This window comes from uncultured Caldilinea sp. (genome assembly GCF_937128415.1).
Lineage (GTDB): Bacteria > Chloroflexota > Anaerolineae > Caldilineales > Caldilineaceae > Caldilinea.
On sequence record NZ_CAKZMJ010000027.1, the window covers coordinates 72,836 to 89,098 of the forward strand.

At 63.0% G+C, this 16,263-nt stretch carries 14 protein-coding genes and 1 tRNA gene; 10 read left to right on the plus strand and 5 right to left on the minus strand.

The genetic code is table 11. The features are described 5' to 3' along the window. Positions 1–44 precede the first annotated feature (44 nt). Positions 45–1,841, minus strand: a complete 1,797-nt coding sequence (locus Q0367_RS04255; protein ID WP_297632117.1) for an L-fucose isomerase — start codon at positions 1,839–1,841, stop codon at positions 45–47. A gap of 316 nt (positions 1,842–2,157) precedes the next feature. On the opposite strand from Q0367_RS04255, the gene tyrS reads away from it, so the two are divergent. Continuing rightward, complete coding sequence (gene tyrS, locus Q0367_RS04260; protein ID WP_297632120.1) at positions 2,158–3,390, plus strand: tyrosine--tRNA ligase; 1,233 nt, start codon at positions 2,158–2,160, stop codon at positions 3,388–3,390. On the opposite strand, the gene Q0367_RS04265 is transcribed toward tyrS, so the two are convergent. After that, positions 3,387–3,545 carry a hypothetical protein gene (locus tag Q0367_RS04265; protein WP_297632123.1) on the minus strand — a complete coding sequence of 53 codons (159 nt, stop codon included), beginning with the start codon at positions 3,543–3,545 and terminating at the stop codon, positions 3,387–3,389. The genes tyrS and Q0367_RS04265 overlap by 4 nt on opposite strands. A 169-nt stretch (positions 3,546–3,714) precedes the next feature. On the opposite strand from Q0367_RS04265, the gene Q0367_RS04270 reads away from it, so the two are divergent. After that, positions 3,715–4,518 carry an enoyl-ACP reductase gene (locus tag Q0367_RS04270; RefSeq protein ID WP_297632125.1) on the plus strand — a complete coding sequence of 268 codons (804 nt, stop codon included), beginning with the start codon at positions 3,715–3,717 and terminating at the stop codon, positions 4,516–4,518. A gap of 96 nt (positions 4,519–4,614) precedes the next feature. Here Q0367_RS04270 and Q0367_RS04275 read toward each other — a convergent pair. Next, a tRNA-Asp gene (locus Q0367_RS04275) sits at positions 4,615–4,690 on the minus strand. Positions 4,691–4,985: 295 nt separating this feature from the next. Here Q0367_RS04275 and Q0367_RS04280 point away from each other — a divergent pair. Beyond that, a complete protein-coding gene (locus Q0367_RS04280; protein ID WP_297632127.1) occupies positions 4,986–5,720 on the plus strand; it encodes an NrtR DNA-binding winged helix domain-containing protein in 735 nt (244 codons plus the stop codon). A gap of 16 nt (positions 5,721–5,736) precedes the next feature. On the opposite strand, the gene Q0367_RS04285 is transcribed toward Q0367_RS04280, so the two are convergent. Further along, positions 5,737–7,092, minus strand: coding sequence for an MFS transporter (locus Q0367_RS04285; RefSeq protein WP_297632130.1), 1,356 nt, complete (start codon positions 7,090–7,092; stop codon positions 5,737–5,739). A 272-nt stretch (positions 7,093–7,364) separates the two neighbouring features. On the opposite strand from Q0367_RS04285, the gene Q0367_RS04290 reads away from it, so the two are divergent. The 7 genes from Q0367_RS04290 (at position 7,365) to Q0367_RS04320 (ending at position 15,337) form a co-directional block, all read left to right on the plus strand. After that, positions 7,365–7,949, plus strand: a complete 585-nt coding sequence (locus Q0367_RS04290; protein ID WP_297632133.1) for a MarR family winged helix-turn-helix transcriptional regulator — start codon at positions 7,365–7,367, stop codon at positions 7,947–7,949. Then, positions 7,946–9,853, plus strand: coding sequence for an ABC transporter ATP-binding protein (locus Q0367_RS04295; RefSeq protein WP_298981078.1), 1,908 nt, complete (start codon positions 7,946–7,948; stop codon positions 9,851–9,853). Before Q0367_RS04290 ends, Q0367_RS04295 begins: the two co-directional genes overlap by 4 nt. Further along, positions 9,850–11,865, plus strand: a complete 2,016-nt coding sequence (locus Q0367_RS04300) for an ABC transporter ATP-binding protein (RefSeq protein ID WP_298981080.1) — start codon at positions 9,850–9,852, stop codon at positions 11,863–11,865. Before Q0367_RS04295 ends, Q0367_RS04300 begins: the two co-directional genes overlap by 4 nt. Positions 11,866–12,033: 168 nt before the next feature. Beyond that, positions 12,034–13,194: a chromate efflux transporter gene (gene chrA, locus Q0367_RS04305; protein WP_297632140.1), complete on the plus strand. Its 1,161-nt coding sequence runs from the start codon at positions 12,034–12,036 to the stop codon at positions 13,192–13,194. 19 nt (positions 13,195–13,213) lie between these two features. After that, on the plus strand, positions 13,214–14,794 hold the full coding sequence (hutH, locus tag Q0367_RS04310; RefSeq protein WP_297632143.1) for a histidine ammonia-lyase: 1,581 nt from the start codon (positions 13,214–13,216) through the stop codon (positions 14,792–14,794). A gap of 63 nt (positions 14,795–14,857) precedes the next feature. Continuing rightward, a complete protein-coding gene (locus Q0367_RS04315) occupies positions 14,858–14,995 on the plus strand; it encodes a hypothetical protein (RefSeq protein ID WP_297632146.1) in 138 nt (45 codons plus the stop codon). A gap of 57 nt (positions 14,996–15,052) precedes the next feature. Beyond that, on the plus strand, positions 15,053–15,337 hold the full coding sequence (locus Q0367_RS04320; protein ID WP_298981081.1) for a DUF411 domain-containing protein: 285 nt from the start codon (positions 15,053–15,055) through the stop codon (positions 15,335–15,337). A gap of 9 nt (positions 15,338–15,346) precedes the next feature. On the opposite strand, the gene Q0367_RS04325 is transcribed toward Q0367_RS04320, so the two are convergent. After that, positions 15,347–16,258 carry an ABC transporter permease gene (locus Q0367_RS04325; protein WP_298981082.1) on the minus strand — a complete coding sequence of 304 codons (912 nt, stop codon included), beginning with the start codon at positions 16,256–16,258 and terminating at the stop codon, positions 15,347–15,349. Positions 16,259–16,263 lie beyond the last annotated feature (5 nt).

Below are 16,263 nucleotides of genomic sequence, written 5' to 3' on the forward strand. Positions count from 1 at the left end.
CCGGAAGCGTTCGCCTCCGGGAAGACAGCGGCCCGGTGAAAACTTCACCAGTACAGCGGGCCGAAATTGGCGCAGGCGCGGAAATCGGCGCCCATCGGTTCATTGGCGCCGAAGAGCGTCCACGCGCTGGGGCGGAAGATGGCGGTCTCATCAACGTTGTGCATGTAGACCGGGATGCGCAGCATGGCGGCCAGGCTGATCACGTCGGCGCCGAAATGGCCGTAGCCGATAGCGCCGTGGTTGGCGCCCCAGTTGTTCATCACCGTGTAGACATCGCGGAAGGGACCGCTGCCCGTCGTGCGCGGCACGAACCATGTCGTGGGCCAGGTCGGGTTGGTGCGCTCGTCGAGGATGGTGTGCACCTCGTCGGGCAGGTCCACCGTCCAGCCCTCGGCGATCTGCAGCGCCGGCCCCAGCCCCTGCACCAGATTGACGCGGATCATCGTGACCGGCATGCCCCCGCGCGTGCGGAAGCGCGTCGACCAGCCGCCGCCCCGGAAGTATTCGGTCATGGCTGCGTGCCAGGTCGTCGCTTTCAGACACGCCTCCGCCTCCTCCGGCGTAATCTCCCAGAAAGGCTTCATGGCCGGTTCGCCGTTGCGACTTTGCTGACCCGTGCCGTCCAGCGCAGCCGGGCCGGAGTTGATCAGATGCAAAATGCCGCCCGCGGCGCGGCCGGTCAGCTCGTAGCCGGTGACGCGCTTGACCGCCTCTGGGCTCCAGTAGGTGCGCACGTCGGCGAAGATGGCCGCGGCATTGGTCAACAGGTGAATGAAGAGCATGGAGATGCCGTTGAGCGCGTCGTTCTCGGTGGCGACGATGAAGGGCGGGCGAATGCCGTTCCAGTCGAAGGACGAGGTGAGGATCGCCTCCATAAAGTCGCCGTTGGGCAGAAAGTCCGTCCACTGACGCTGACCTTGGAAGCCGGCGGCGATGGCGTTGTGGCCGAGCGCCTCCTCGCCGAAGCCCATCTCGCGCAGCCTGGGGTTGCCGATCATCAGGTCGCGCGCGATCAGCGCCATCTTGACCGAGGTCGCCCAGTCTTCGTCCTTCTGGGCGCGGGTGCGCTGCTTATCCGGCGGGTTGTAGTCCTTGCCCTCGACGCAGTTGGCGCGCACCCAGGCGTAGGCGCGCTCGAATTCCTCTTTGTCGTAAATCTCGTACTGGATGCGACGCACGAACTCGACCATGTCGATCGTCTCCACGCGCATGCCCAGCCAACGCTCCAGGAAATCATGGTTGACGATCGACCCGGCGATGCCCATGCTCACGCCGCCCATGGCCAGATAGGATTTGCCGCGCATGTTGGCGACGGCCAGGCCGGCGCGCGCAAAGCGCAGCAGCTTCTCCTGCACGTCGGCGGGGATGGTCGTGTCGCCGACGTCCTGCACGTCGCGACCGTAGATGTTAAAGACGGGCAGCCCCTTCTGATTGTGCGCAGCCGAGACCGCCGCCAGGTAGACGGCGCCCGGTCGCTCGGTGCCGTTGAAGCCCCACACCGCCTTGGGGAGATGCGGGTCCATGTCCATCGTCTCCGAGCCGTAGCACCAGCAGGGGGTGACGGTGAGCGAAACGCCGACGCCCTCGCGGCGGAACTTCTCCGCCGTCGCCGCCGCCTCGGCGACGCCGCCGATCGTGGTGTCTGCGATCACGCACTCCACCGGCAGGCCGTTGTAGTGGCGCAGATTCTCGCTCAAAAAGCGGGCGACGGTGCGCGCCATCGTCATCGTCTGCTCCTCCAATGACTCGCGCACGCCGCCCAGCCGACCGTCGATGGTGGGGCGGATGCCGATCTTCGGCATGGCGCCGATCAGATGATTGGTGGGTGGATTGACTTTCATGGGTCTCACTCCGTTTTGATGGTGGAATCTGCTTGAAATCGGGTTTCTACGACGAAAGATTGACAAAGCACTATGGATGTAAGAGAAAGACTATCGAAATAGATTCCTTTTGATTATAGCACAACGGAGGCGATTGCATCGCCAGATTCGATTTGGCGTCACCGATTGGGATGCGCCAACTTCGATTCGGGGAAACCGGCCAAAGTCCGCCGCTTTGACGCTCACCCTCTCTTCAATCCACCCCCTGATTGACCGTGATCGATGTGTCGGTTTATGATACCGAAAAAATCACACATCAATAGAGCGGAGTATTCTGATGAGCCACTTTCCACCCGTCGATGAGCAGATGCGCATTTTGATGCGCGGCGTCGATTTCGGCGACGAACAAACGTACAAAAACATGGAAAAAGAGCTGCGCGAACGGCTGCAGGAGAGCTATGACACAGGCCGGCCGCTGCGCGTCTACTGCGGCTATGACCCCTCGTCGCCCGACCTGCACCTCGGCCACACCATCTCTATGCGAAAATTGCGCCAGTTCCAGGATTTGGGTCACGAGGTGACCTTCCTGATCGGCACCTTCACGGGTATGATCGGCGATCCCAGCGACAAAGATTCGGCGCGGCGTCAGCAGACGCTGGAGGAAGCGCTGGAAAAGGCGCAAACCTACGCCGAACAGGCCTTTCGCGTGCTCGACCGCAGCAAGACCCGCATCCGCTACAACCATGAATGGCTAAGCAAGCTCACCTTCGGCGACGTCGTGAACCTGGCCAGCAATTTCACGGTGCAGCAATTTCTGGCGCGCGAAAATTTCGCCAATCGCTATGCGCGCGGAGACGCCATTTGGCTACACGAATTCTTCTACGCGCTCATGCAGGGCTACGACGCCGTCGCCCTCGAAACCGACGTGCAGATCGGCGGCACCGATCAGTTGTTCAACCTGATGGCCGGCCGCAAGCTGATGGAAGCCTTCGGCATGCGCCCGCAAGTAGTGCTCACCTTCCCCATCCTGCCGGGCACCGACGGCGTGCTGCGCATGAGCAAATCGACCGGCAACTACATCGGCATCGACGAGCCGCCGGGCGTGATCTTCACCAAAGTGCTCAACCTGCCCGACCCCGTGATCCACACCTACGCCGTGCTGGTGACGCGCTGGGAGCAAGACGAGATCGACGCGCTCTTCGCCCAGGTCGCGTCCGGCCAACTGGAGATGCGCGAGTTGAAGCACAAGCTGGCCTGGGAGATCGTCAGCATCTTCCATGGCGACGCCGCCGCCGATCAGGCCGCGCAGGACGCCCGTCGCATGCATGAAGGCGAGGCGCCCAGCGACGCGCCGGTCTTCGCTCTGACTGCGCCCATGAACATCCTCGACGTCCTCCTGGAAGGCGGCCTGGTCAAAAGCAAAAGCGAGGCGCGGCGGTTGGTGGAACAGAGCGGCGTGCGGCTGAACGGCGAGGTCGTGACCTCGAAAGAGCTCATGCTGACGCCGAACAGCGGCGAACAGGTGATTCAGGCGGGCAAACGCAAGTTTCTGCGCGTAGTTGTCGACTAGCGTTGCACATGCAACGAGCCGGCCAGCCCATCGACGCCATCGCTCGGCCGCCTGGAAAGCCGGGCGACTTCAGTTGCAACGAGCGGCGAATGTCCTTTTTCCTGGCCTGCACCGACGTCTTGACGCCCAAACGAGCGTTCTATTTTCCTATCCATAGCCCGCGTGCATCGAAAGGCTGTCGTTTCCCGCAACCATCGCACCGTACCGGTGTTACACTGTTATGCGAACGATTCGACGCAGCCGTGTAGAATCACGCGGCGCCACTTCATCTTCATATTCCAGAACGACTTCAAAATCCTAAATGACCACGAAGGAGCTCATTGCATGGGACTATTTAGCGGAAAAAAGGGACTGATTTTCGGCGTCGCCAACAAAAATTCGATTGCCTGGGGGATTGCCCAGGCGCTGCACGCCGAAGGGGCCGAGTTGGGTTTCAGCTACGCCGGTGAAATCCTGAAGAAGCGCGTCGAGCCGCTGGCGGAGAGCATCGGCAGTCGCTTCGTGGAAGAGTGCGACGTCACCAGCGACGAGGCCATCGACGCCCTCTTCGACAAGGCTGGGCGGCATTTCGGCAAACTTGACTTCCTGGTGCACTCGATCGCCTACGCACCGAGTGAGGAGCTAGGCGGCCGCTTCATCAACACCACGCGCAACGGCTTTCGCATTGCGCTCGACGTCAGCTGCTACAGCCTGATCGCCCTGGCAAAACGTGCGCAACCGCTCATGACCGACGGGGGGGCCATGCTCACCATGACCTATTACGGCGCCGAAAAGGTGACGCCCAACTACAACGTCATGGGCGTGGCCAAAGCAGCGCTGGAGGCCACCGTGCGCTATCTGGCGTGGGACCTGGGCAAGGATCGCATCCGCGTCAACGCCATCAGCGCCGGACCGATCAAGACGCTGGCGGCCTCGGGCGTGAGCGGCTTTCGCAAGAGCCTCCACTACGTCGGCCAGGTGGCGCCGATGGGCAACGTTGACCAGGAGGATGTCGGCCACGCGGCGGCCTTTTTGCTGAGCGACCGCGCCGCCCGCATCACCGGCGAGGTGCTCTATGTGGACGGCGGCTACAACATCATGGGCGCGCCCGATCCGTCGCTGATGGGCGGAGAGAGCAAGGAAGAGTGAGATGCGCTGCGTGTTGCGTGTTGCGTGGGTTCATCGACGCAACACGCAACCGCAACAGAAATAAAAACGCCCACAGACTTTCATCTGTGAGCGTTTTGGCGGAGACGACGGGATTTGAACCCGCGACCTACGGCTTGACAGGCCGTTATGCTAACCGCTACACCACGTCTCCAGGTTTGCAGTTTTCAGAGACACCCTCTGTTGTCCGCACGCTGCGTCGAACTCCATTCGTCGTCGCAAACTGCTGACTTTCACAGAATATCATGCTCCCCTTTGAATGTCAAAATTGCAAGGCGGGGAGGATGCAATTTCGTCCTGGCAGCCAGGCATTCTTGCTCCACAGCCGCGTCTGTGGCAAACTAGCGAAAGAATAAGATGTTGTCAAGATGACACTTCCCTTGTCTTATCGGCGTCGTCTCTTGACGCCGAAAGGATTGACACCGACACAATGAAGTGTGAGGCGCTCCGTGAGTGAAGCATCCGTGCAAACTTCCGTGAACCATTCCCCTGCCAAGCAGTACGTCTACAGCCATCCCCGGCCTGCCGTCACCGTCGACATTATTCTCTTCGTCTTTCAGGAAGGAGAGCTGCGCGTCCTGTTGATTCGGCGCGCCCACGAGCCGTTCAAAGGCAAATGGGCGCTGCCGGGCGGCTTCATCGACGAAAACGAAGATCTTTACGACGCTGCGCTGCGCGAGCTGAAAGAAGAGACCAACGTCTCCAACGTCTACCTGGAGCAGCTCTACACCTTCGGCAAGCCCGACCGCGACCCGCGCACGCGCGTCATCACCGTGGCCTATTTTGCGCTGCTCAGCGCCGAAGAAGTGGCGCAGCAGGAGGTGCACGGTTCGTCAGACGCAGGCGAGGCGCGCTGGTGGAACATCTACGACCTGCCCGAGCTGGCGTTCGACCACGCCACCATCCTCGAATATGCGCTGCAGCGGCTGCGCTGGAAGTTGGAATGGACGGCGCTGGGCTTTTTGCTGTTGCCGAAAGAGTTCACGCTCTCAGAGCTGCAGCGCGTCTACGAGACCATCCTCAACGAGCCGCTGGACAAACGCAACTTCCGGCGCAAGATTCTGGCCGCCGGGGTGATCGAACCCACCGGCAACCTGCGCGCCGGCGACCATCGGCCGGCGCGGCTCTTCCGCTTCACAGCCGCAGCCATCGAAATGGAGCGGGCGCGACGCCGCTTCCCATAACCCGAAGGTTCCCCGGCTACGGATCCCCCTCTGCTCGTCCCTCCTCTTCCAGGGCAGGCTGCCCGACCAGGGGTGGAATGATCGCCGTCTCCTGGATAGGCGGAGGGGTGATGACCGTAGGGCGCTTGCGTTGCCTCCATACATAGACGGCGAACAGCGCCGTGCCCGCCAGCGTGACGATGGCGCTGAGCAAAAACGCAGCGGCGTAGCCGAAGTGCACGATGATAAAGCCGCCCAACAGGGAAATCAATGCAAAGCTGAAACCGGCCGCCATTTCGCCTGCGCCTGTCATGGTGGCGCGCAGCCGCGGCGGCGTGCGCTCCATGATGTACACGTAAAAAGTGGGATAGCGAATCGCCGTAAAGGCGAGCAGGCCGATGAACCCTAAGCCCGCCGCCGCCGGATTGGGAATCAACGCCAGGGGCAGCAGACTGAGCGACGCGCCCAACGAGCCAAGCATCGCCGCTTCCCCATAGCCGACGCGTCGCGCCAGCGTCGGGCCCAACAGCGCCGCCGGCACAGCCAAAAGGCGCGCCGTCGCCGCAACCAACCCGATGATCGGGGTCGCCACGTGCAGTTCAGCGTCCATGTATACGTTGAAGAAAATCACAGCCGCGCCGACGCCCGCCACCTGCAAGAAGCGCACGACCGACATAAAGAGGATCAATGGATAGGCCGAGCGAGGCCGCGGCGCGCCGGGTTTGGCTTCAAGGCTTTCCGGTTCGGCCTCATCCGCCTCCGGCTCTCGGGTCTGCAACACCAACAGCAGCGCCCCCGCCGTCAAGGCGCCGACCAGAAGCAGAGGCATGCGATATGGCCCAGGATGCATCATCGACACGCCCATCCAGAAGGCGAAGAGCGCAGGCAACATGCCGCCGAGCAGCCCGCCCGCAAAGGAGGCGAGGCCGCTGATCGCCGACTGCACGGCGAAGATGGCCCCGCGGGCGTTGACCGGCGTGACGCGAATTAAAAAGGGCCCGGAATTGACGAAATACAGCGCCAGGCCCAGATAGGCGAGCAGCAACGTCGTCGTCAGCCAGACGGCGCGCGTTGCGCTTGGGGCGAGCTCGCCGAGGGGAAGCGCCAGGGCGCCCACCACGGCGATCCCCATGCCGGCAATCATCACGCGTCGATTGCCGTAGCGCATTCCCAGCCAGCCGGCCGCCAGGCTACCCAACGCAAAGGTCAAATTGGCCACCGAATTGATCTGGCCGACGAACTCCGGCCCAAAATTGAGGCGCAGCAGGTAGAGGTTGAAGATCACGGAATAGACGCCGCCGTCGATGCTCAGCCCCATCACGGCCGAAAGCAGGAGCACGATGCGGGCGTTGCGGGTGGCGTTGCGGAGCGTCTCGACATACGCGGCCAACATGGACGATCCCTTCTTGGCTGGACAAAACGATGACAGCCGCCTTGGCGGTGGCCGTCGGAAAGTCAACGGCGCAGAGGTTCGCTCAAAAGCTCCCAATCCGCAGCAACAATCCGCATCAGCGACGTCTCTGCATCGATTGCTCCAGGTAGTGTAATGGCTCGGCGAAGACCTGGCGAAAATCGGCGCCTGCGCTTTGCGCCAAAACACCAGGTGAGAGGTGACGGGAAAACTGCTTACATTGAAAAATAATTCGGAGGCGTACAATTCGAGCCATGACGAACGCGGCAGGATTGCCCCCTCAGGTGGCGACTCAACTGCAAAAGTTGCTGGCGCAGGCCGGCGTCGAGGGCATGCACGGCATCGAAATCTTGCGCCTGGTGCGCATGGCCGCCGGCGCGTATGACCGGCTGCTCGGCGACGCCACGCGCCGCGAATCGCTCTCTCCGCCGCGCTGGGGCATTTTGCTGCGGCTATGGCTGGAAGAGCAGATCAGCGGCGAGGCTATGAACCCGACGCATCTCAGCCACAGCCAGCGGGTCTCGAAGAATACGATCAGCGACCATCTGCGGGCGCTGGAGGAAGCCGGGCTGGTTGAGCGCACGCTCGATCCGGACGATCGGCGACAGTTCAAAATTCACCTCACCGAAGCCGGGCGCACCCTTGTGCAGCAGGCGACGCCTGCGCATGCGCGGCTGCTCAATCAGGCGCTGACCTCTTTTTCGGCGGAGGAGATTGCCCACCTGCAGCAGCTGCTTGGCAAGTTGCATGCGTCCTTGTGTGCACAGATCGGTGAAGACGGCTGCCCATCGACGCCACCCACCCCTGTGAAAACGCACTTACAGAAGGAGGATGTGTGACCTCAGGTTCACAGTCTCAGAGCGCGCGCCCCGATTTCAAGAACCTCGGCCGCGCCATTGCGTATTTAGGGCGCTATCGCGGCGTGGCAATCGCCGCCTACGCAGCGCTGCTCTTGAGCATCGGTGCGCAGTTATTGGTGCCACAGCTGGTGCAGAACATCCTCGACGCGGTCACGCGCGGCATGATGGCGCAACAGCTTGCCCAGGCGCCGGCCGCAGCGCAGGCCGCGGCGCTTCATCAGGCGGGCATGAGCGCCGCCGAGCTGCAGAGCATCCTCGCCAATCCGCTGACGCCGCTCTACTGGGCGATCGCGCTGATCCTGACGATGGCCGTTGTGCGTGGGTTGTTTGCCTTTGCACAGGCGTATCTCTCGGAGAAAGCCGGACAGAACATCGCCTTTGACTTTCGCAACGAGCTGTTCGCCAAGATTCAGCGCCTTTCCTTCAGTTACCACGACCGCAACCGCACAGGGCAGCTGATGATTCGCGCCACCGACGACGTCGAGAAAGTGCGCCTATTTATCGGGCAGGGGCTGTTGATGGCGATGCAGGCGATCGTGCTGTTGACCGGCGCCCTGATCATGCTGCTGTTGACGAATTTTCAGCTCACGCTGGTCGTGCTGCCGATCTTGCCGATTGCGCTCGTGATGTTCATGCTCTTCGGCGCCATCACGCAGCCGCTCTTCAGCAAGGTGCAGCAAAAGCTCTCGACGCTCAACACCATCCTGCAAGAGAACCTGGCCGGCATCAAGGTGGTCAAGGCCTTCGCCACCGAAGCGCAGGAGCAAAAGCGCTTTACGGCCGCCGCCGACGATCTGATGCGCCAGCAAATTCACGTCTCTCGCATCTTCAGCTTTCTCTTTCCTGTAATTTTTCTCATCGCCAACCTCGGCCAGGCTGCGGTGCTGTACTTCGGTGGAGCGCAGATCATCGCCGGCACATTGACTATCGGCGAGTGGCAAAAGTTCAGCCTCTACCTCGTCTTCGTCTTCTTTCCGCTGGGACAGCTCGGCTTCATCATCTCACAGATGAGTCAGGCCGCCGCCAGCGCCAATCGCATCTTTGAGATCCTCGATGCGCCCAATGAAGTGACCGACAAGCCCGGCGCCATCCCCTTGCCGCCGATTCAGGGCGAAGTGGTCTTTGACCATGTCTCTTTCCGCTATTTCGGCAGCTCGGAGCTGGTGTTGGATGACGTCAGCTTTCGCGCCGAGCCAGGGCAGACGGTCGCCATTCTGGGCGCAACAGGCAGCGGCAAGAGCAGCATCATCAACCTGATCCCCCGCTTTTACGATGTCACCGCCGGCCGCGTGTTGATCGACGGCTACGACGTGCGCGACGTCACCATCGAATCGCTGCGTCGGCAGATCGGCATCGTGCTGCAGGAGACGAACCTCTTCACCGGCACCATCCGCGACAACATCGCCTTCGGCCGGCCCGACGCCAGCGACGAGGAAGTGATCGCCGCCGCCAAGGCTGCGGCTGCGCATGAGTTCATCATGAGCTTCCCCGAAGGCTACAACACGCCGGTGGGCGAGCGCGGGACGACGCTGAGCGGCGGACAGAAGCAACGCATCGCCATCGCCCGCGCGCTGTTGCTGAACCCGCGCATCCTGATCCTGGACGATTCGACCAGCGCCGTCGACGTGCAAACCGAGCTGCAAATCCAGCAGGCGCTCGACCGCTTGATGAAGGGTCGCACAAGCTTCGTCATCGCCCAGCGCATCAGCACGGTGCTCAACGCCGACAAAATCCTGGTGCTGGAAAAGGGGCGCATCGTCGCCGAGGGAACGCACGCCGAGTTGATCGAAAACAGCCCTGCCTATGCGGAAATCTATCGCAGCCAGCTGGTTGAAGACCCAACCGTCGAGCCTGCGGACAAAGAACTGGAGTTGATCCTATGATCGGTGGTCCACGCGGGATGCTGGAACAAGAGGTCAGCAAGCCGCGCAGCGTCGGTCGCACGCTGGGGCGTCTGACCGGTTATTTCAAACCCTATTGGCTGGCGCTGGTCGGCGTCGCCGCGCTCATGATCGTCAACGCCTGGGTGCAGGTGGTCACGCCGGAGCTGCTTGGGCAGGCGGTGGATTGCTATTTGACGCCCGCGGTGACGAGCGCGCTGCGCAGCGACGAAAACGCGGCCAACGCCTCGCAAGGCGCGCCGGCGCAGAACGCAGCGCCTGCGCCGGTGGAGCGCAGCAGCTTCGTCTGCTGGTTTGGGACGGTTCCCGCCGATGCGCCGGCGGCTGAATTCATGGCCGGGCTGGGGCGGCTGGTGGTGGGATTGATCGCCTTTTTTGTGGTCGGCGCGCTGACCGGCGGCGCCATGTTTTTTCTGATGGCGTGGGCGGGCAACCATGTGCTGCGCACGCTTCAGGTGGAAGTGTTCGCCCATCTGCAGCGGCTCTCGCTCGGCTTCTACAGCCGCAACGAGAGCGGTGACCTGATGAGTCGCATCACCAATGACGTCAGCACGATCCAGCAGGCGATCAGCTTCGCCCTGATTCAGGTGCTGGGCGGCGCGCTCCTGCTCGTCTGGATCGCCTGGAACATGCTGGCGCTCAACTGGGCCTACGCGCTGCTGAGCCTGGCCGTTATGCCGTTGATGGCTGCGGCGACCATCTGGTTCAGTGCGCAGGCGCGCAAGGCGTTCCGCGTCACGCGCAAAGAGATCGGCAACGTCAACGCCGAGCTGGAGGAAAGCATCTCCGGCGTGCGCGAGGTGCAGGCCTTCAGCCGGGAAGAAGCCAACATCGAAGCCTTCCGCGCCAGCAACGCCGCCAATCGCGACGCCAACCTGCGCGCCGTCGCCTACACCTCCGCCCTGGCGCCCACGCTGGAGGCGTTCGGCTACGTCGCCATCGCCATCGTGGCGGGCGTCGGCGGCGTCTTTCTGCTGCAAGGGCAGACGCTGGGCGGCGCAGCGGTGACGCTCGGCCTGATCGTCGCCTTCATCGGCTATGTGCAGCGCTTCAATCAGCCGATCGCCCAAATCGCCGTGCTGTGGACGAACATCCAGAGCGCGGTCGCCGGCGCGGAGCGCATCTTCGATCTGCTCGACGAGCCGCCTGAGATCGTCGAAAAACCCGACGCCATCCCAATGCCGCCCATTCAGGGTCGCGTCGAATTTCGCGACGTCTGGGCGGAGTATAAGCCGGGCGAGCCGGTGCTCAAGGGCGTCCATCTGGTCGCCGAGCCGGGGCAGACGATCGCCATCGTAGGCCCGACCGGAGCCGGCAAGACGACGCTGGTCAGTTTGCTGCCACGCTTTTACGATGTGACGCGCGGGGCCGTGCTGATCGACGGCGTCGATGTGCGCGACGTCAAACTCGACGCGCTGCGCAAGCAGATCGGCGTGGTGCTGCAGGACACCTTCCTCTTCAGCGATACGGTCATGAACAACATCCGCTACGGCCGGCCCGATGCGACGGAAGAAGAAGTGATCGCTGCGGCCAAGCTGGCGCGCGCCCACGAGTTCATTGAACGGCTGCCCAACGGCTACAACACCGTGCTCGGCGAGCGCGGGGCGGGGCTGAGCCAGGGACAGCGTCAGCTTCTCTCGATTGCGCGCGCGGCGCTGGCGAACCCGCGGCTGCTCATCCTCGACGAAGCGACCAGCAGCGTGGACACGCGCACCGAGCGCCAGATTCAGGCAGCGCTGGAGCAGCTGCTCGCCGACCGCACGAGCTTCGTCATTGCCCACCGCCTCAGCACCATCCGCAACGCCGACCTGGTGTTGGTGCTGGTCAACGGCGAGATCATTGAACGGGGGACGCACGAAGAACTGCTGGCGCGGCAGGGTTTCTACTACAACCTTTACATGAGCCAATTCCGGCGGCAGGAGCAGGTCGCACGCGCGACGCAGCGACCGACGGACGGGCGTCCTGCGCTCTCGCCGGTTCCCGGCGCAGCCTAGACAAATCAATAAGACAAAATGACTTGACCGCTTGATTCCACAAGGATCAGGGAATCCTCTTCCAGGAAACTTTGGAGTTTCCTGGAAGAGGACGACGGCCCTTGCGCATCGACCTGAAAAGCAACCAATGACCTTTTCCTCTCAACTTCTCCTTCACGGCGACGGACGATGAATCCACAAGACGCCCGGACCGAACCCTCGTTGCAGCGACGACTGATCGAGCTGGCTGCGCTGTTCCTCCGGCTCGGTTTCACGGCGTTCGGCGGGCCGGCGGCCCACATCGCCATGATGCACGACGAGGTCGTCAAGCGGCGGCGCTGGCTGAACGACCAGGAGTTTCTCGATCTCTTGGGCGCAACCAACCTGATCCCTGGCCCCAATTCCACGGAGATGGCGATCCACATCGGTTTTCGCCGCGCAGGATGGTTGGGGCTGCTGATAGGCGGCGCCTGCTTTATTTTGCCTGCCATGGGGATCGTAATGGCGCTGGCGTGGACCTATGTCGAGTACGGCGCAACGCCGGCTGCAACCTGGCTGCTCTACGGCGTCAAGCCGGTCATGGTCGCCATCGTGGCGCTGGCGCTTCTTGACCTGGGCCGCAGGGCTGTGAAGGACGCGCTGACGCTGGCCGTCGGGATCGGCGCCTTTGCGCTCTATTTCTTGCAGGTCAATGAGATCGCCCTGCTGTTTGCAGGCGGCGCCGTTGTGATGATGACCTCCAACCTGCAACGCATCCGCCAAGGGCGTCTGCACGATCTGGCGGCGCCGCTGGCGCTCTTCAGCCTGCCGGCGCTTGCGACGACGCCGTTCAATCTTTCCACCCTCTTTTTCACCTTCCTGAAGATCGGCTCGGTGCTCTACGGCAGCGGCTACGTGCTGCTCGCCTTCATGCGCGCGGACTTCGTCGTGCGGCTTGGTTGGCTGAGCGATCAGCAGCTGCTCGACGCCATCGCCATTGGACAGGTGACGCCCGGCCCGGTCTTCACCACCGCCACTTTCGTCGGCTTTGTGCTCGGCGGGACGCCGGGCGCGCTGGTGGCAACGCTGGGCATCTTTTTGCCGGCCTTTGTCTTCGTGGCGCTCAGCAGCCCGTTCATCCCGCAGCTGCGCAGTTCGACCTGGTTCGGCGCTCTGCTCGACGGCGTCAACGTTGCGTCGCTGGGCTTGATGGCCGCCGTCACGGTGGAGCTGAGTCGGGCCTCACTGATCGATCCGCTGACGATCGGGATTGCTTTGGTTTCCACCGGCCTTTTGATTCGGTATAAAATCAACTCCACCTGGCTGGTCCTCGGCGGAGCTGCGCTGGGATTGCTTGGCGGATGGATGTGATAGATGAAAGAGAAATGCCTTGCCAGACGTCCTTCACCTCGACGGCGAACATCTCACGATTGAGCAAGTGATCGCTGTGGCGCACGGCGAACCGGGCGCGCCGGCGGTGCGCCTGGCAGAGGCGGCGCGTGGACGCGTCGAGCGCTCCGCCGCAGCCGTGCAGCAGCTGATCGCCCAGGGCGTCGTCGCCTACGGCGTCACCACCGGCTTCGGCGCCTTCAAAGACCGCCTGATCCCGCTCGATCAGGTGGAGCAGCTGCAGCGCAACATCGTCATGAGCCACGCCGTGGGCGTCGGCGAGCCGTTCGACCGCGCCACCGTGCGCGCCATCCTGCTGATTCGCGCCAACGCGCTGGCGCGCGGCTACTCCGGCGTGCGACCGACTACACTGGAGCTGCTGCTGGAGATGCTCAACCGCGGCGTGCATCCGGTGATCCCCCAGAAGGGTTCGCTCGGCGCTTCCGGCGACCTGGCGCCGCTGGCCCACATGGCGCTGGTGATGATCGGCATGGGCGAGGCGGAAGTGGATGGACGCGTCCTGCCCGGCGCAGAGGCGTTGGCCCTCAAGGGGCTGGCTCCACTCACGCTCGCCGCCAAGGAAGGGCTGGCGCTCACCAACGGCACGGCGGTGATGACGGCGCTGGGGACGTTGGAATCCTGGCGGGCGCGCAGCTTGAGCCGCGTCGCCGACATCGCGGGCTGCTTGAGCCTGGAGGCGCTGCATGGGACGCCGCTGGCCTTCGATGAACGCATCCACGCTCTGCGCCCCTTTCCACGGCAGATCAACTGCGCCGCCTACTTGCGCGAACTGTTGCAGGAGAGCGAGTTCACGCGTCATCCCGATCCGACCAACGTGCAAGACGCCTACACCCTACGTTGCATTCCCCAGGTGCACGGCGCCGTACGCGACGCCATCGCCTACGCACGCTGGGCAATGGAGATCGAACTCAACGCTGTGACGGACAACCCGCTCCTTTTCATCGACGAGCGGAGCGGCGCCGTCGAAGTGCTGTCGGGCGGCAACTTTCACGGCGAGCCGCTGGCCATTGCCATGGACTATCTGGGCATGGCGATGGCGGAGCTGGGCAACATTTCTGAGCGACGCATTATGCGCCTGACCGACGAGGCGAGCAACGCGCACGTGCTGCCCGCCTTTCTCACGCAGCGCGGAGGGCTGAATTCCGGCTTTATGATCACGCAGTACACGGCGGCTGCGCTCGCCACCGAAAACAAAGTGCTGGCGCACCCGGCCAGCGTGGACACGATCCCAACTTCGGCGAATGTGGAAGATCACGTGAGCATGGGCGTCACCGCCGGGCTGAAGCTGCGCCAGATCAACGACAACGTCGAGCGCATCCTGGCCATCGAGCTCTTGGCCGCTGCGCAAGGGATCGACTTTCGCCGCCAAAAGCTGGGCGCCAACGCCAAGTTGGGCCGCGGCACGCGCCACGCCTACGCGCTGATCCGTCAGATCGCCCCCTTCCTCGAGGAGGACGCCGTCCTCTATCCCTACGTCGAACAGGTGCGCCGCCTGATCGCAGACGGAACGCTGGTGAACGCCGTCAATCATCATGTGGCGGACACATGGCGCACCATGTGATACAATCAGGACGCAGTGAAGAGGATGCGCAATGCGCATTGGGCCTTGAAAAGGAAGAGAGATATGCGTTGGGTTCTTTCTTTGGTTCTGCTGGCGTTGTTTGCGCTGGCTGCAGCGTGCAGCGCTCAAAAGGCGGAGCCATCGCTCGCCCCTGCACAAGACGCGGCGGCCACCATCACCGTCTACAAATCGCCCACCTGAGGGTGCTGTGGCGACTGGATTGCGCACCTGCAGGAGGCTGGGTTCACGGTCAAGGCGGTGGACCGCAACGACCTGACCCCGCTCAAAGCGCAGTATCAGGTGCCGGCGAGGCTCCAGTCCTGCCACACCGCCATCGTGGATGGCTATGTCATCGAGGGTCACGTGCCGGCGAAGGAGATTCGCCGCCTGCTGACCGAACGTCCGTCGATCACCGGCCTGGCCGTTCCAGGCATGCCGATCGGATCGCCGGGAATGGAAATCGACGGCTTCACCCCTGAACCATACGACGTAATCGCCTTTACAACCGGGCAGGCGGATGCAATCTACGCAAGCTATCGATAGTCGTCTCGCTCATCGCCGCATGCGCGGATCGGTTGCGTCGCGCAGCCAGTCGCCGAGCAGGTTGATGCCCAGGGCGGTCAAGGCTATCGCCAGCCCTGGGTAGAGCGAAAGCCACGGCATGCCCGCCATCAGCGACTCGCGGCCCGTGGAGAGCAGGTTGCCCCAGCTCGGCACATTGGGAGGCACGCTGAGGCCGAGAAAGCCGAGTCCGGCCTCGTAGAAGATCATCGCCGACATCTCGAAGGTCGCCAGTGTCACCAGCGGCCCGGTCAGATTGGGGACAATGTGGCGCAACAGTACGCGCAGCGGCGGCGTTCCGATGGCGACCGTCGCCTCGACGAACGCCATGGCGCGCAGCCGCAACACTTCCCCGCGTACAACGCGCGCAAAGAGCGGCGCCGTCGTGATTCCAAAAAGCAAGATCACGTTGACCAGGCTGCGCCCGACTAAAGCCGCCACGACAATCACCAGCACAAGATAAGGGATCGAAAGCAGCAGGTTGACAAGCCCTGAGATGAGGGCGTCCACCCAGCCGCCCAGATAGCCCGCCAACACGCCGACCGCCAGCCCGAGCAGACAGGCCAGCGTTGCCCCAAAAAATCCCACCAGCAACGAGACGCGGGCGCCGTAGAGGATGCGGCTCAGCAGATCGCGGCCCAGACGGTCGGTGCCGAGGGGATGCTCCCAGGAGCCTCCTTCCTGCCAGGCGGGCGGCAATCTCGAAGCGCGCAGGTTCTGCGCCAGCGGGTCATGGGGCGCCAGCAGCGGCGCAAAGATGGCAATCAACACAAAGCCGACCAAAATGACCAACCCCAGAAGCGCCAGGCGGTCGCGACGCAGCAGGCGCAGCAGATGCGCGGACCGGCCACTGACGGGCGAAGATTGCCGGATAGGCGCGGTGGGTGCAATAGCCTGTTCCATAAGCA

Coding starts and splice junctions, on each gene's coding strand:
- Q0367_RS04255 (WP_297632117.1), bottom strand. CDS start 1,841: ATGAAAGTCAATCCACCCACCAATCATCTGATCGGCGCCATGCCGAAG.
- tyrS (WP_297632120.1), top strand. CDS start 2,158: ATGAGCCACTTTCCACCCGTCGATGAGCAGATGCGCATTTTGATGCGC.
- Q0367_RS04265 (WP_297632123.1), bottom strand. CDS start 3,545: ATGGATAGGAAAATAGAACGCTCGTTTGGGCGTCAAGACGTCGGTGCA.
- Q0367_RS04270 (WP_297632125.1), top strand. CDS start 3,715: ATGGGACTATTTAGCGGAAAAAAGGGACTGATTTTCGGCGTCGCCAAC.
- Q0367_RS04285 (WP_297632130.1), bottom strand. CDS start 7,092: ATGTTGGCCGCGTATGTCGAGACGCTCCGCAACGCCACCCGCAACGCC.
- Q0367_RS04290 (WP_297632133.1), top strand. CDS start 7,365: ATGACGAACGCGGCAGGATTGCCCCCTCAGGTGGCGACTCAACTGCAA.
- Q0367_RS04300 (WP_298981080.1), top strand. CDS start 9,850: ATGATCGGTGGTCCACGCGGGATGCTGGAACAAGAGGTCAGCAAGCCG.
- chrA (WP_297632140.1), top strand. CDS start 12,034: ATGAATCCACAAGACGCCCGGACCGAACCCTCGTTGCAGCGACGACTG.
- Q0367_RS04315 (WP_297632146.1), top strand. CDS start 14,858: ATGCGTTGGGTTCTTTCTTTGGTTCTGCTGGCGTTGTTTGCGCTGGCT.
- Q0367_RS04325 (WP_298981082.1), bottom strand. CDS start 16,258: ATGGAACAGGCTATTGCACCCACCGCGCCTATCCGGCAATCTTCGCCC.